Source organism: Nannocystis bainbridge, assembly GCF_028368995.1.
Lineage (GTDB): Bacteria > Myxococcota_A > Polyangia > Nannocystales > Nannocystaceae > Nannocystis > Nannocystis bainbridge.
Genome location: NZ_JAQNDL010000004.1, coordinates 363679 through 378478 on the forward strand (window position 1 = coordinate 363679; position 14800 = coordinate 378478).

A 14800-nucleotide genomic window follows, 5' to 3' on the forward strand; every position below is an offset into this window, starting at 1 on the left:
CGCGCGAGGGGGCACGAGGTATTCCAGCGCGCCGGCTCAGGAGCCGGAGCCGGCGCCAAGGACAGGCAGCGGGAACTTGTTGCGCCGCTCGGCCGCCTTGCCGCGCCGCCGCGCCCACGCGGCCTCGTCGCCGAACTTGAGCGGACGCGCGAGGGGAGGCGTGGCCTCGAAGGCACGGATCCAGTCGGCGTAGCGCGCGCCGGCTCGCACGGCCTGGATCGCGGCGTGGCCGGCGTCAGGGCCGCGCTGGGCCAGGAAGTACTCGATGTGGGCCCAGCGCGGCGACTGCGGCCGGATCTCGACCTTGCCGGCGAGACCGCTGCGGATCCGTCGCAGACGCTCCTCGGCCGCCTTGACGCCCATGAAGGCCTGACCGTCGAGCGGGGTGTTGCGCTTGGGGACGAAGGTGGAGAAGGTCAGCGCGAGACGGCCGATGCGGGCCAGCTCGCGGGCGAAGCGGATGAGCTCGTCGACGTCGGCGTCGGTCTCGCCGGGGGCGCCGATCATCTCGTAGACCTTGAGGCGGTGGAAGCCGTGCTCATGCACGAGCTTGGCGGCGCGCAGGATGTGCTCTTCCTTGATCTTGCGATCGAGCAGCAGCCGCATGCGCTCGCTGATGCCGTCGGAGGCGACGGTGATGGTGCGGTGACCGCTGCGCTGCATGTCGCGCAAGAAGGTGGGCGTGAGGCGATCGGCCCGCATGCTGGAGATGCTGACCGAGCGGCCCGACTCGACCAGGCTGGCGACCAGCGACTCGAGGTCGGGGTGATCGGTCACGGCAGCGCCGACCAGACCGACCTTGCGCGCTTGCTCGGGCACGAGGTCGAGGACGCGGTCGACCTCGACGAGGCGCATGCCGCCGCCCGGCTGGATCCGCATGACGCAGAAGGCACACTGACGCGAGCAGCCGCGCTCGGGCTCGATCAAGAACATGTCCGCGAGCTCGGTGTCGGGCGTGAGGATCGCGGAGTACGCCGGGACGCGCTCCTTGCTCGCCCGCGCCGGCTCCGGCAACTCGTGGAACAGGCCGGGGACGAGCTCGCCGACGATGGTGTGCGGCAACTCGGCGGCGGCGGCGATGGCGGGCTCGCGGCGTCGATGCGCGAGCAGTCGGTCGATGGCGTCGGGCAGGACGTCCTCGGCCTCGCCGGAGATCAAAAGATCGGCGAAGGGGAGCAGGCTGCTGGGGTTGGAGAAGGTGAGGGGGCCGCCGAAGATGAGGATCGGGTCGTGTTCGCGGCGCTCGGCGGCGAGGACCGGGATACCGGACCCTTCGAGCAGGCGGACGAGGCCGGCGAGCTCGAGCTCGTAGGCGACCGAGATGGCGACGACGCGGTACGACGACAGCGGTCGCTCGCCCTCGTAGGTGAGGATCTGTCGGCGCGGCTGCGGCCAGGGCAGCGCCATCGGCTCCCACGCGTCGGGCAAGAAGGCCCGGTGCGCGCCGAACTGCAGCTCGTGCAGCAGGCGGTAGAGGGTCTGGAAGCCCAGGCTGGACATGCCAGCGCGATAAGGGCTGGGATAGGCGAAGGCGACCTCGGAAGGTCGCCCTACGCCCAGAGTCCCGATCTCACGGTCCAGACGAGCCCGCAGCAGGGCTCGCTCGTCGCTCACGGCCATGTGTGGAGTCTAGCCGCGCCGCCTAGAAGCGCAGCGCGAAGGAGCCCGCAGCGCCGCCGCCGGGCAGGGGCGCCGCGCCGAGGCCGGTGACCTCGAGCCGCTTCTTGCCGGCGTAGAAGCCCTTGCTCTTCTTCTTGTTGGAGCGATCGATGGCGATCATGGCGATGCCACCGACCAGCAGCGCGCCGCCCGCCGCGATGAGGATCGGCGTGACGAGGTTGAGGGTCTTCAGCGAGTTGAAGTCGTCGTCGACGTCGCTGTTGTACTGACCCTGCGGGAAGGTCGAGATGAGGTTGCCCGAACCGGCGGCGGCCTCTTCGATGCCGGTGGCCCGATTCTTGGCGCCCACGAGGGTGCCGATGCCGCCGCCGACAGCGCCGACGCCGAGCACCGCGAGCACGACGCCGCCGATGAAGAGACCGGAGACGCCGCGCTTCTTCGGCGCGTCGTCCTCGTCCGCGCTGCTGCTGTTGTTCTTGCGCTTCTGCAGCAGCGGGTCCTCTTCGTCGGTCGCCGGACGCGACGAAGTGTTGTTGTTATTGGTCGTCGGCGTGGGCGCAGCCGCAGAACCACCGGTGACGCACTCCGGGTTGTTCTCGGACTTCTGCAGCAGGTCCTGGGCCTTCTTGCGCAGCTCGGCGTTGTTCTGCTCCTTGACGAGGAACAGCTCGAGGTACTGCTTTACGCGGGCGCAGTCCTTTAGCTCCCACGCGTCCTGGCCGATGTTGAAGGCGAAGATGTGCTTGTCGGGCGCGAACGCGTAGGCCTGCTCGAACCGGATGACCGAGTTGTAGTAGTCCTCGCGGTCGTGGGCCGCCTTGGCCTCGCCGAACAGCCGCTTCGCCCAGTTGAGCCGATCTTCCTGAGAGAGCGTGCTCGGGTCGGGCGGAGCTTCGGGCTGGACGCCGTTGCCGCCCGGCGGCGGCGGCGGCGGCGGACCGGCCCAGGCGACCGAGGTGGGCAGCGCGAGGGTGGTGCAGAGGAGGGCAGACAGCGAGGCGCGCAGGATCGACATGGGCGGGTCGTTTCTCTCGGGTGGCTCAGCCGAACGGATCGGCGACTTCGCTCTTCTTCTTGGGCTCGGTCTTCTTGGCGCCGCCGCCACCACCGCCACCGCCGCCGGTCTTCTTGACCTTCTTGACCGTCTTCTTGGCGTCGGCGTTGGCGTCGGGATCCGGCTGGCCGGGCGTGACGCCAGGCTGCGCGGGCGGAGCGTTGGGATCGACGGGCTGGCCCGGCGTGCCGACGCCAGGCTGACCCGCGACGTTCGGCTGACCGGGGATCGGTTGACCCGGGACGTTCGGCTGGCCGGGAAGCGGCTGGCCGGGCTGATTGGGCGCGACCACCGGCGGCTGGACCGGCGTGGGCTCCTTGGTCTCGATCTTGGCCGGCGCGGGCGGAGGCGGCGGCGGCGGATCGGGCTTCAGGAACATCGCCAGCCCGACAGCGATGCCGGCCACTGCGAGACCACCACCGAGCGCGATCGCCAGGATCGGCTTCGGAGGCGGCGGGGCCTCCTGCACGGGCGCAGCGTAGGTCTCAGCCTGCGGGGGCGGCTCCGGCGGCGGAGGCGGCGGCGGAGGCTCGGGCTCCGGCACCATGGTCGGAGTCATTGCAAGCTCGTCGACGAGCTGCCCGAGCAGGTCGTCAAACGCATCGGCGTTGCCGGATGTGGTCTTCTTGGGTGCAGCCACGGTGCCTCTCCTTCAACGGAGCCGAGAGCGGTTGGTCGATGTTAGCCTCTCGGGCAGGAGCGATACAAGGGTTTGCAGAACCGCGGCGGCGAATGATGTTCACCGCGCGGCGGATTCACTGGCGAGGCCAAGGCCAGTCTGCGCGCTCGCCAGTGCGCAGACGAGGGATTCCACACGGTCGATGAGCGCGGTCAAACGCGGGCGGCTGGGCCGGATCGGCGCTCCGGCGGACGACGCGAACGCGGCGAGCTCCGGCCACACCGCGGATCTCGCCTCGTCCATGTAGAGCGCGCGATTCACCTCGAGCTGCAACGCGTGCTGACTGGCCTCCGGTCTGCCGAACGAGCGCACGAGTTCACCGCCGCGGTAGGGGTCGTTCAGGCGCACGGAGAGCGCTGGCCGACCGTCCGCAGACGCGTGCAGCGCCGCGAGCGCCCGCTGCTGCAGCGCCGGGCTGCACGCGCCGCCCTCGTAGGTGCCGAGGATCAAGTCGCCGGGGACGCTGCTCGGCATGCTGTGGGCGTCGAGCAGGATCGCGTGGCCGAAGCGGGCCCGCCGGCGCGCGAGCAACACGGCGAGCGCCCGGTGGTAGGGCAGGTAGTAGCGGCTGAGGCGCTGCGCGAACTCGGCGTACGACAGCGGGCGATCGAGGATGGGGATGTTGCCGACGGCGTTGCCCCACACGACGCCGCGGTTCCTGGCCTGGGGTCCGCACCAGCTGCGGCGATCGGGGCGCGGAGCGGGATGATCCGGGACGATCTCGGGACCCACGTCGTCGGGGGCTCGGTTGAGGTCGACGAGGAGCCGGCTGTACTCGGCGCGCACGACGGCGGCCCCGAGGGCGGCGGCGCGGCTGTAGAGCAGGTGGACCTCGTAGTCGGCGTTGCGGGCGAACTCCACCGGCGGACGGGCTCGCGTGGCGTCGTTGGGCCAGGCGAGGCCGACGTGCGGGAGGCTGATGACGAGCGGGGTGATGCGCTCGGCCGGGATGAACCGAAATGGCAGCGGCGTGCCCGATGGGTGCCCGACGTCCTCGGGGCCGAGCTGCTCGAGCGCGGGTTCGGTCACGAATCGCTCCAGCGCCGGCCGGACCAGGCTTCGAAGCGCCCGCGGGCGGCAAGATCGGCGTCGGCGATCCGCTCGATCTGCGGAGCCCCGCGCGCGGCGGCGAAGGCGAGCGAGATCGTCGACACGCGCTCGCGCCGGCTGACCAGCAACTCCGCGGGTGCGCCCGGTTGCAGGTGATCCCAGACGCGGGCGGCCCGGGCGGCTCGGACCCGCAGCCAGCTGCCGTCCTGGCGGCGCGCGGCCAACAGCTCGTCGCCGGAGGCCAGACCAGCGCGCTCAGCGGGCGAGTCGGTGCGCACGAATTCGACCCAGGCGCTGCCACCACGGTCCAGGATGGTGAAGCCGGGATCGACGAGGCCGGGCTGAACTGGCTTTTCGGACAGGCGAAGGCCGAGCAGCGCGAGCCCGGTGAAGTCCAGCTCGGTCGGTCGAGACCAGAGTGCGCGAATGGCGCCCGGGACCTCTGCGAGGCCGCTTTTCTCCCCTAGAATCTGCTCGAGAGCGTCCACCCTAAAGCCTGGATAGGAATAGGTATTTGTCGTGGAAGGTCCGCGTGTTTCACGGTCGCCGGGGCCGCGGCGCCAGAGCTCGGCGAGGACAGCATCGAGGCCGTTGCCGGAGGGTTGCAACTCGCGGAGCCAGAGGTCGAGGAGCAGGGCGACGAGGCTACCCTTGAGGTAGTAGCTGACCGAGGCGTTGGGGCTGTCGTCCTGTGGGCGGTACAGCTTGATCCACGCGTCGAAGCTCGACTCCTCGAGCGACTGGACCAGGCGGCCCGGGGTGTCGCGCAGGCGAGCGATGGAGTCGGCGAGCCGCTGGAGGTGGGCCTTGACGCTGATCTCGCCGCTGCGCAGGACGAGCAGGCCGTCGTAGTAGCTGGTGAAGCCTTCGGCGATCCACAGCTCACGGGTGTAGTTCTCGCGGCCGTAGTCGAACGGGCCGAGCGCGAGCGGGCGCAAGCGCTTGACGTTCCAGGCGTGGAACAGCTCGTGACTGGCGAGCTCGAGCAGGTCGTAGACGCCGGCCTCGCTGTCGTCGTCGCGGTCGAGCGTGCCGGCCTGGATGCGCCGCGCAGCGGGCGCCCACCAGTCCGGCTCGACGCCGAGGACGCTGCCGGAGAGGTGCTCGAGGCCGCCGCGAGCGCCGACGGCCGCGTGGACGAGGAAGGTGTAGTGGTCGTAGGGGCGCGCGGGCCAGAAGCGCTCGACCTGGTCGACGACGCGGGCCAGGCGTGGGAGCACGAACTCGGGCAGCGGCTCGCCCCACACCGCCAGGCGCACGTGCTCGCACGGGGCCGGGAGGGTGGTGACGGCGAGCAAGCCGGCCTCGATCGGGGTGTCGAAAAGGGCGTCGAGGTCGGGGAGATCGAGCTCGAAGCGGCCGGGGCTGTGGCGCTCCTGGCGGGCGGGATCGGCGGCGAGGCTGATCGCGGACCAGCCAGGGAGCAGATCGACGGCGACGCGGAACGGGCCGGCGTAGCCCTCGGGCACCAGGAACAGCTGCGGCGGGTGGAGATAGGCGTGGCTGGCGTCGTGATGGGCGGTGCGGACGCTGAGGTCGTGGGCGTAGACGCTGTAGTCGACGACGATCCGCTCCCCCGGCTGGCTGGCGAGCTCGAACCGGTCCTTGGCGATCTTGCGGATCTCCCGCGGCGCGTCGTCGACGGTCGCGGCGATCGAGCGGACGTTGCGCGCGTACTCGCGGAGCACGTACGAACCGGGGCTCCAGGCCGGCATCCAGAGCTGGCAGATCTCCCCGCCCGCGGTCAGCTCCAGGCGGACGTGGACGAGGTGCGCCCCTGGCTGCGGAAACGTGATGCGGTAGGCGACGAGATCCACGCCAGGCAGGATAGCAAGGTGGTCCGGGCCGACGAATTTTTCGCGCCGGCGTCACCGTTCGGGTTCCCCGGAAAATCGCCGCGAAGCGGGTTCCAAGGAGATACGGCCGACGCTTCGACCCGCGCGCCCCCGAGCACCGTCGCTGGTGTCCGGGTGGGTCACCCGCCGGCCTGCTGGTCCTCCGACCTCAACGTGTGACCCATCACGCCGCAGCGAGCAGTCGCTGCGGCGTTTGTTTTGGGTCGCTCGGCGATGCGACCAAAAGGCGAAAGCCCTCAGCGGAGTGCGCTGAGGGCTTTCTGAGTGACCCTGTCGGGACTTGAACCCGAGCTTTCGGCGTGAGAGGCCAACGTCCTAACCGCTAGACTACAGGGCCAGAAACTCTCGGACGTGGTAGTTCGGGGACAGGGATTCGAACCCCGATAGGCGGTACCAGAAACCGCAGTCCTACCATTAGACGATCCCCGAAGAAGGGCGAAGCGCCGGAGAGGGGGTGTTGGTGGGTTCGAACCTTTCGGTCTGAACCGCGCCCCTGGGCGCGTCCGAGGTGCGGGGGAAGATGCTCCAAGCCTCGGCGGGTGTCAAGCATGATTTGGAAGCGACGGCGATGTGCGGATGGCGCGACAGTCGGAGGGAGGCCATGTAAGGTTTCGGCCATGTCCGCCCCGCTGAAACCGTCCGCATCCCTGGCCCTGACGCTCTGGCTCGTCGCGGGAGCGCTCGCGTGCAAACCCGCCGCACCTGCGGCGAGCCCGGCTCCCGGGCCCTCGGGTGCGCCTGGTGCGCAGGAATCGGACGCGCAGGGACCGGCGAGCGGGAGATCACTCCCCGCCAAGGATGCGGGCGATCCCGCGACGGCCGTGGGCATAAATGGCGCGGTGACCTCGGCCGAGCGCCACGCCAGCGAGGTCGGCGTGGCGGTCTTGAAGAAGGGCGGCAACGCGGTCGACGCGGCGGTCGCGGTCGGGCTGGCGCTGGCAGTGACCCACCCGAGCGCCGGGAATCTCGGCGGCGGCGGGTTCATGGTGATCCGCATGGCCGACGGCCGCACCGCGGCGATCGACTACCGCGAGGTCGCGCCCGCGGCGGCGACGCCGACCATGTACCTCGACGCCAAGGGCAACCCCACGCGCGAGAGCGTCGAGGGCCCGAAGGCGGCCGGGATCCCGGGCACGGTCGCGGGCTTGGCGCTGGCGCATGAGCAGTTCGGCACGCTGCCGTGGCGAGATCTCGTACTTCCCGCCGTGGCGCTCGCGCGCGACGGTCACGCGCTCGACAGCTTCCACGCCGAGGATTTGACCACCGGCAGCGAGCGGATGCTGAAGCTGGGCTTCAAGGACGCGGCGGCGATCTACCGCCGACCGACGGGCGAGGCCTTCGTCACCGGCGACACGTGGAAGCAGCCCGACCTGGCGCGCACGCTCGAGGCGATCGCCGATCGCGGGCCGCGGGCGTTTTACGAGGGGCCGCTGGCGGACAAGCTGGCGAGCGAGGTCAAGGCGCTGGGCGGGATCTGGACCCCCGACGACCTCAAGGCCTACCGCGCGGTGGCTCGCACGCCGATCACCTTCACCTACCGCGACCACGAGGTGATCACGATGCCGCCGCCGTCGGGCGGTGGGGTGGTGCTGCGGCAGCTGCTGGCGGCGCGCGAGATCCTCAAGATCTACGAGAAGCCGTGGCTCAGCGTCGACGAGCTGCACCTCTACGTCGAGTCGGCGCGGCGCACCTACGCCGACCGCAACTTCCTGCTCGGCGATCCGGCGTTCGTGAAGATCCCGCTCGAGCAGCTGACCGACTCGAAGTACCTGCAGGGGCGCCTGGCCGACATCGACCCGAACAAGGCCACGCCGTCGTCGAAGATCGCGGCCGGGATCGGCACCAAGACCTCGATGCAGACGACCCACTACTCGGTCGTCGACGTGCTCGGCAACGCGGTCGCCAACACCTACACCCTCAACACCGGGTTCGGCGCCAAGGTGGTCGTGCCGGGCACGGGGGTGCTGCTCAACAACGAGATGGACGACTTCTCGGTCAAGCCGGGCTCACCCAACACGTTCGGGCTGGTGCAGGGCGAGCAGAACAAGATCGAGCCAGGCAAGCGCATGCTGTCGAGCATGAGCCCGACGATCCTGGTCAAGGACGGCAAGCTGCGCGCGGTGGTCGGCACGCCGGGCGGCTCGACGATCTCGACGACGGTGACCCAGATCGTGCGCGCGCTGATCGACTACGGCGCGACCATCGACCAGGCCGTCAAGGCGCCGCGGGTCCATCACCAGTGGATGCCGGACCGCATCGTCACCGAGCCGACGCTCGACCCCGCGACCGTCGAGGGGCTCAAGGCCAAGGGGCACACGATCGGCGAGTGGCCGTCGATCGGCCACGCCAACTCGATCGAGGTCGACCCGAAGACGCAGGGCTACCGCGCGGTCGCCGACATCGCCCGCGACGGCGGGGCCGCGGTCGCGTACTGAGAGCCGGGCGCCGAGCGGCTGTCGTAGCTGCGCGAGAGCCCGCGCAGGGCCGCTCCGGGTGGCTTCTGCGACGGACCGCCGGGTGCGGACCCGGCCAGTCTTGGCGATCGGCAGCTGAAGGGGGCGCGCAGCGTAGCGTCCCTTCGGGACATGTCTAGGAGAGCATGTCCTTACGCACCTGTCGCTACGGGCATGTCCGAAAGGGAACGTTCGGCCACTACCTCGTCGCTGGCGCGCGCGCCAGGGGCCGCGGGCAGGCGGGCGGCGTCGAGGACGGCGACCGCGTCGTTGCGCCAGGCGCGGAGCTCGACCTCGGCGAGGCGGCCGGTGCTGCGGTCGCGGCGGACGACCAGGTGGGAGCCGTCGAGGAAGCAGCCGCTGTTGGCGTAGACCACCTCGTCGTTGCGGGCGATCGCGCCGTGGTGGCTGTGGCCCATCAGGACCAGCGGCACGCCCGTGGCCTTGCCGACGTCACAGGCGACACGGGCCATGTCGTCGGCCATCGCGCGCGGTCGCCGGCGCTTGCGGAGGCGGCGGATCGACAGCCAGCCCAGCAGCGCCCCCGCGGCCAGGCCCGCGAGCGTCGGGGCGCCGACCGCGGCGGCGAGGCCGACACCGATCCCGAGGCAGGCGAGCACGCTGAGGATCGCGTCGAGCGCGGTGATCCGCAGGACGCCGCCGACGGTCGCGGACGCCGGCGGCGGGGCCATCGACTGCAGCGCGGTCAGGGTGCTCATCTGCAGGCCGGCGGTGGCCGCGATCCGCTCGAGGCGCGCGGCGTGCATCGCCTGGCCGGCGCGGTCGACCCGGCCGGTGCGGGCCCACAGCGCCAGCAGGCGGAAGGCCATGCGGAAGTACAGCGTGATCGCGTAGAGGATGAAGCGCAGGCCGCGGGCCCAGGCCCAGCGGATGTAGTCCCACGGCGAGATGAACTTGTCGGCCGCGTCGTAGTCGATCTCCGGCATCGCGTTGGTGAAGCTGCGCGTCGCCACCTCGGCCAGCGACTGGACCAGGCGGCCGCCGCGCGTCGGCGCCAGCATCTGGCCCGTGTGACAGGCGGCGTCGAACACGTGCCCGTGCTCGATCCACACCCCGCCGGCCTCGCACAGGAACCACGGCACGAACCGCACCCGCGCCACCTGGTCGAGGCGCGGGCTGCCGGTGTGCGTGATCGTGAGCGAGGCCTCGCCCAGGCCGGCGTAGAGGCGTTCGGTGAGGGCGCGGCGGACGCCGGGGTAGAGGAACTCGGCGTCGTGATTGCCGACCACGAACACGATGTTGTGGCCGGCCGCGAGGAAGCGGGCCAGCGCGTCCTCGACGCCCGGATAGGCGTCGAGCACGGCGTGCAGGCGATGGACCGCGAGGGCCTCGCCGACGAGGCGCTTCTCCTGGCCGACCTCGATGTTCCAGAAGTCGATGAAGTCGCCGTTGATGACGAGCTGCCAGCGACCGGGTCCGCGTGCGTAGTGGTCGAGGAAGCGAGGCAGGCCGCGGTCGATGTCGACGGCGAGGTGGACGAACTCGCCGCGCATCCGCGGTTTGAGGTGGGAGCCGAGGTGGAGGTCGCTGATGAGGAGCAGGTCGGGCGCACGGTCGCGGGGGCCGGGAGACGGCTCGCGGTCGGGGCGCTGATCGGACGGGTCCATCACGGGGGGAGCGGGAGATCTGGCCGGGGCGCGGTCTTGCGCGCAGGGACGAACGCTGGCCTCTGCCCTGTGGTATAGCGTGCTTGCCCCACGCCTGCCCTGCCATGCTCAAGCAGATCGCCTTTGCCGCCGCCGTCGCGTTCTCGCTCGGCCTCTTCACCTACACCGTGTCGACGCTGGTGCGCACCGTCGCGCTCGGCCGCCCCTCCGACCTCAAAGAGACCTGGGCCCAACGGATCGCCAGCCTGATGGCGTTCTTCTTCGGCCAGGGCAAGGTCGTCGAGGAGAAGCGAAGCTGGCACCACCTGCCGATCTACTGGGGCTTTTTGATCCTCACGATCGCCACCGTCGACATGGGCCTCAGCGGCCTGTTCGGCCCCAGCGTCAACCTCTCGCTGGTCATGCCCGACGCGGCCTACCGGGCGGTCATGGCGACCGTCGACGTCGCCAACGTGATCGTGCTCGCCGCGCTGGCCTACGCGATCACGCGCCGCTTCATTCGCCCGGCGTTCGTGCCGCTGAGCCTCGACGCGATGCTGATCCTGTCGGCGATCAGCCTGCTGTGCATCAGCCACTTCGGCCACCACGCGTTCGAGATCGCGGGGGCCGGTCACTACGCCGGCGGCGCGCCGGTGTCGGCGGCGATCAGCGGCCTGTTCGCGGGGATGGACCCGCAGTTCGCCCACGTCGCCTCGGAGGTGTGCTGGTGGGTCCACATGGGCATCGTCCTGGCGTTCCTCAACTACTTGCCGTACTCGAAGCACATCCACGTGCTGACCTCGGCGCCGAACATCCTGCTGCGCCGCCAGGGCCAGCGCGGGGCGATGCCGAAGGCCCGGCTGTTCGACGGTGAGCCGACCGACCCCAACGCAGAGCCGCTGTTCGACAACTGGGGCGTGGGCAAGGTCGAGGACTTCACGTGGAAGAGCCTCCTCGACAACTACTCGTGTACCGAGTGCGCCCGCTGCACGATGTACTGCCCGGCGTTCGCGACCGAGAAGCCGCTGTCGCCGATGCACCTCATCCACGACCTCAAGGACGAGATGAAGGAGCGCGGCAAGCTGCTGGTGAAGCTGCAGAAGGCCGGCGGCACGGTGAAGGACGACGCGCCCGAGGGCCCGAACAAGTCGATCATCGACAAGATCAAGGCCGACCTCGAAGCGCTGCCGCCGATGGTCGGCGGGCGGGTCAAGGACGCGACGCTGTGGGCCTGCACGACCTGCGGGGCGTGCCAGGAGGTGTGCCCGGTGTTCATCGAGCACCCGCTGAAGATCCTGCAGATGCGCCAGCACATCGTGCTCAACGACGAGTCGGGCCGCACGCCCGGCGAGGTCACGCGCGTGCTCGGCAACATCGAGGGCGCCGGCAACCCGTGGAGCCTGCCGCAGGACGACCGCATGAAGTGGGCCGAGGGCCTCGAGGTGCCGCTGGTCGAGGACGTGCCCGACGCCGAGTACCTGATGTTCGTCGGCTGCGCCGGCGCCTTCGACGACAACGCCAAGAAGACCACGCGCGCGCTGGTCAAGGTGCTGCACGCGGCGAACGTCAAGTTCGCGGTGCTCGGCAAGCGCGAGAAGTGCACCGGCGACACGCTGCGCCGCCTCGGCGCCGAGATGGCGTTCCAGACGCTGGCGCAGGAGAACGTCGACACGCTCAACGAGGCCAAGGTCACCAAGGTGATCGCCTCGTGCCCGCACTGCTTCCACACGATCAAGAACGAGTATCCGCAGTTCGGCGGCAACTACGAGGTCATCCACCACTCGCAGCTCATCACGCACCTGCTGCAGGCCGGCAAGCTCAAGCTCGATCACACCAGCGAGCGCACGTTCACGTACCACGACTCGTGCTACCTCGGGCGCTGGAACGGGGTCTACGACGCGCCGCGCGAGATCCTCGAGCACGCGACCCGCGGCAAGGGCAAGGTCCAGGAGCTGCAGCGCAACCGCGAGCACGGGTTCTGCTGCGGGGCCGGCGGCGGTCGCATGTGGATGGAAGAGGAGCCGGCCAAGCGCGTCAACATCAACCGCGCCAAGGAGGTCGCCGAGGGCGGCGCCAACGCGGTCGCGGTCGGTTGCCCGTTCTGCCACACGATGCTGACCGACGGCCTCAAGGCGCTCGGCAAGGACGAGACCGTCGAGGTCATGGACCTCGCGGTGGTGGTCGCGGCTCAGCTGCCGGCCGAGGCTCCGCGGCCCGAGGCGAGCGCGTGAGCGAGGCTGTCCTTTCGGGCAGGCGAGCGCGGGCGCTGACGGAGGCGCTGACGACCGCGTTCGCGCCCGAGCACCTCGAGGTGCGCGACGAGAGCCACATGCACGCGGTGCCGAAGGGCGCCGAGAGCCACTTCCGGGTGGTCGTCGTAAGCGCGGGCTTCACCGGCAAGTCGCTGGTCGCCCGCCACCGCGAGGTCAACGCCGCCGCGGCCGAGGAGCTGCGCGCGGGGCTGCACGCGCTGGCGATCGAGGCGCTGACGCCGGAGCAATGGCAAGCCCGCGGCGGGCAGGCAGCCAAGAGCCCGCCCTGCCTCGGCGGCAGCAAGGCCGGCTGAGCGGCGGCCCGCGGGTTACCTGTCGTTGAGGGCTTGGCCCTCGGGGCAGAGCATCGTCGCCTGTCCCGAGAGTCAGGCGGGCGCTCGACGAGTGGGCGAGCGCCTCGCATCGGTGTCTGACGCGTGACGCGGTGGCGAGCGCCTGCTATCGTGACCTCCATGCGTCGGTCGGTGATGAGCGTGTTGCTGGTGATGGGGGCGTGCGAGTCCAAAGGCGAGCCGCCGCCGCCGGTCGTGTCGAAGGCCGAGGACGCGGTCGCGCACGAGATCGTGAAGACCGCCGAGGAACTGGCGAACCAGCAGCCGGCACCGATCCCCGCGGACACGAAGCGGGCGGCGATCGATCCGAAGGCGCTGCTCGGCACCTGGAGGATCAAGCACCTCGTCTACATCCGTGACGGCAAGCCCCTCGATCCGGAGGAGCCGGTCGTCGAGGGCACCTGGAGCTTCGAGGAAGGCGGTCGCTGGGTGAAGAAGGGCGGCAACGACCTCGAGGGGACGTTCGCGCTGACCCCGGACCGACTCGTCATCTCGGCGTTGGGCTCGCCGGTCGAGTACTCGGTCGACAAGGTGACGGTTTCCGAACTGGTGGTGACGACGGCGATCGTGGACGGCATGGGCACGACGACGGTGCTCGATCGGGTGCCGTAGTCGACCCGCCAGCGCCGCGCGCCCAGACCGCCCACACATGTCTCGAGGGACATGTGTGGCGGGCGATCACGATGTGTCTCTCGGGACAGGATGAGCTGTCCAAATGGACAGCTCGCTACTCGGCCTCGACGGCGCCGCGCATCCAGGCTGCGCCCGCCAGGCGCACCTGCGGCGCGTCGGCGGCGGGGCGGGCGACCACACGGCCGAGCGTGTAGGGCTCCTCGCCGGTCGCGGTGAGCGCGGCGCGGACGACCTCGACGTGGGCCGGGTCGACGTAGAGCAGCATGCCGACGCCGCAGTTGAAGGTGCGCAGCAGCTCGCGCACGCCGACGCCCTGACCGGCGACCGCGGCGAGCACCGGGGGAAGCTCGACCGACGAGAGATCGAGCTCGAGCGCGAGGTCGTCGGCGAGCGCACGCGCCGGGTTCTCGAGCAGGCCGCCGCCGGTGATGTGGGCGGCGCCGTGCAGCGGGGCGTGCTCGAGGCCACGCAGGGCCGCGAACGCGGGCTCGTAGATCCGCGTCGGCGTGAGCAGGGCGTCGCCGACGCTGCGGCCCGCGGGATCGCCGGGCAGCGGGTCCGCGAACGACAGGCCTGCGTGCGCAGGGTCGAGCAAGGCCTTGCGCGCCAGGCTGTAGCCGTTGCTGTGGAGGCCGCTCGAGCGCAGGCCGAGCACGACGTCGCCGTCCTTCACGCGGGTGGGCCCGAGCATCTTGCTGCGGTCGACGACGCCGACGGCGAAGGCGGCGAGGTCGTAGTGGTCATGGGCGTAGAGGCCGGGCAGCTCGGCCGTCTCGCCGCCCAGGAGGGCGCAGCGCGACTGCTTGCAGCCGTCGACGATGCCGCTCACGAGCGCCTCGATGCGCTCGGGCACGACCCGGTCGCAGGCGATGTAGTCGAGCACGAAGAGCGTGCTCGCGCCGGTGACGAGCAGGTCGTTGACGTTCATCGCCACGAGGTCGATGCCGACGGTGTCGTGGCGATCGAGCGCGATCGCCACGAGCAACTTCGTGCCCACGCCGTCGGTGCAGGCGACCAGCACGGGATCGCCGACGCCGGTCGGTAGGCCCATCAGGCCAGCGAAACCGCCGATGTCGCCGATCTGCTCGGGTCGGCGCGTTCCGGCCACGAGGCGCCGAATCCGCCGCACGGCTTCGTTGCCGGCGCTGATGTCGACGCCCGCGCCCTTGTAAGTGAGGGGGTCCTTGCGATCCTGCACGGGCATGACGCGTACCAAGGCGCGGGCCTCGCGGCAACGGCCTTG

The 14800-nt window shown here is 70.6% G+C and carries 11 protein-coding genes and 2 tRNA genes; 4 read left to right on the forward strand and 9 right to left on the reverse strand.

The annotated features are described in order from the left end of the window. Positions 1–36: 36 nt before the first annotated feature. The 7 genes from POL25_RS38855 to POL25_RS38885 form a co-directional block, all read right to left on the reverse strand. Complete coding sequence (locus POL25_RS38855) at positions 37–1500, reverse strand: B12-binding domain-containing radical SAM protein (protein ID WP_272091455.1); 1464 nt, start codon at positions 1498–1500, stop codon at positions 37–39. Between the two features lie 142 nt (positions 1501–1642). After that, positions 1643–2635, reverse strand: coding sequence for a hypothetical protein (locus tag POL25_RS38860; RefSeq protein WP_272091456.1), 993 nt, complete (start codon positions 2633–2635; stop codon positions 1643–1645). Between the two features lie 25 nt (positions 2636–2660). Next, a complete protein-coding gene (locus POL25_RS38865) occupies positions 2661–3314 on the reverse strand; it encodes a hypothetical protein (RefSeq protein ID WP_272091457.1) in 654 nt (217 codons plus the stop codon). Between the two features lie 99 nt (positions 3315–3413). Continuing rightward, the gene (locus tag POL25_RS38870; RefSeq protein ID WP_272091458.1) at positions 3414–4382 is read right to left on the reverse strand and encodes an N-formylglutamate amidohydrolase; all 969 of its coding nucleotides are present in this window, start codon (positions 4380–4382) and stop codon (positions 3414–3416) included. Beyond that, positions 4379–6220, reverse strand: a complete 1842-nt coding sequence (locus POL25_RS38875) for a M61 family metallopeptidase (protein ID WP_272091459.1) — start codon at positions 6218–6220, stop codon at positions 4379–4381. Before POL25_RS38875 ends, POL25_RS38870 begins: the two co-directional genes overlap by 4 nt. Before the next feature lie 304 nt (positions 6221–6524). Beyond that, positions 6525–6596 (reverse strand) — tRNA-Glu (locus POL25_RS38880). Between the two features lie 21 nt (positions 6597–6617). Beyond that, positions 6618–6688 (reverse strand) — tRNA-Gln (locus tag POL25_RS38885). Between the two features lie 410 nt (positions 6689–7098). Between POL25_RS38885 and ggt the strand changes: the two genes are divergently transcribed. Then, on the forward strand, positions 7099–8694 hold the full coding sequence (ggt, locus tag POL25_RS38890) for a gamma-glutamyltransferase (protein ID WP_272091460.1): 1596 nt from the start codon (positions 7099–7101) through the stop codon (positions 8692–8694). Positions 8695–8864: 170 nt separating this feature from the next. Here the strand turns inward: ggt and POL25_RS38895 are convergent, their stop codons facing one another. Further along, the gene (locus POL25_RS38895; protein WP_272091461.1) at positions 8865–10340 is read right to left on the reverse strand and encodes a metallophosphoesterase; all 1476 of its coding nucleotides are present in this window, start codon (positions 10338–10340) and stop codon (positions 8865–8867) included. A 104-nt stretch (positions 10341–10444) separates the two neighbouring features. On the opposite strand from POL25_RS38895, the gene POL25_RS38900 reads away from it, so the two are divergent. From POL25_RS38900 to POL25_RS38910, 3 genes are all read left to right on the forward strand, one after another. After that, a complete protein-coding gene (locus POL25_RS38900; RefSeq protein WP_272091462.1) occupies positions 10445–12550 on the forward strand; it encodes a (Fe-S)-binding protein in 2106 nt (701 codons plus the stop codon). Then, positions 12547–12885: a BolA family protein gene (locus POL25_RS38905; RefSeq protein WP_272091463.1), complete on the forward strand. Its 339-nt coding sequence runs from the start codon at positions 12547–12549 to the stop codon at positions 12883–12885. The genes POL25_RS38900 and POL25_RS38905 overlap by 4 nt, the downstream gene beginning before the upstream one ends. Before the next feature lie 159 nt (positions 12886–13044). After that, the gene (locus POL25_RS38910; RefSeq protein WP_272091464.1) at positions 13045–13536 is read left to right on the forward strand and encodes a hypothetical protein; all 492 of its coding nucleotides are present in this window, start codon (positions 13045–13047) and stop codon (positions 13534–13536) included. Positions 13537–13651: 115 nt separating this feature from the next. On the opposite strand, the gene purM is transcribed toward POL25_RS38910, so the two are convergent. Beyond that, a complete protein-coding gene (purM, locus tag POL25_RS38915) occupies positions 13652–14761 on the reverse strand; it encodes a phosphoribosylformylglycinamidine cyclo-ligase (protein ID WP_276594743.1) in 1110 nt (369 codons plus the stop codon). Positions 14762–14800 lie beyond the last annotated feature (39 nt).

Coding starts and splice junctions, on each gene's coding strand:
- POL25_RS38895 (WP_272091461.1), bottom strand. CDS start 10,340: ATGGACCCGTCCGATCAGCGCCCCGACCGCGAGCCGTCTCCCGGCCCC.
- POL25_RS38900 (WP_272091462.1), top strand. CDS start 10,445: ATGCTCAAGCAGATCGCCTTTGCCGCCGCCGTCGCGTTCTCGCTCGGC.
- POL25_RS38860 (WP_272091456.1), bottom strand. CDS start 2,635: ATGTCGATCCTGCGCGCCTCGCTGTCTGCCCTCCTCTGCACCACCCTC.
- POL25_RS38855 (WP_272091455.1), bottom strand. CDS start 1,500: ATGTCCAGCCTGGGCTTCCAGACCCTCTACCGCCTGCTGCACGAGCTG.
- POL25_RS38910 (WP_272091464.1), top strand. CDS start 13,045: ATGCGTCGGTCGGTGATGAGCGTGTTGCTGGTGATGGGGGCGTGCGAG.
- purM (WP_276594743.1), bottom strand. CDS start 14,761: ATGCCCGTGCAGGATCGCAAGGACCCCCTCACTTACAAGGGCGCGGGC.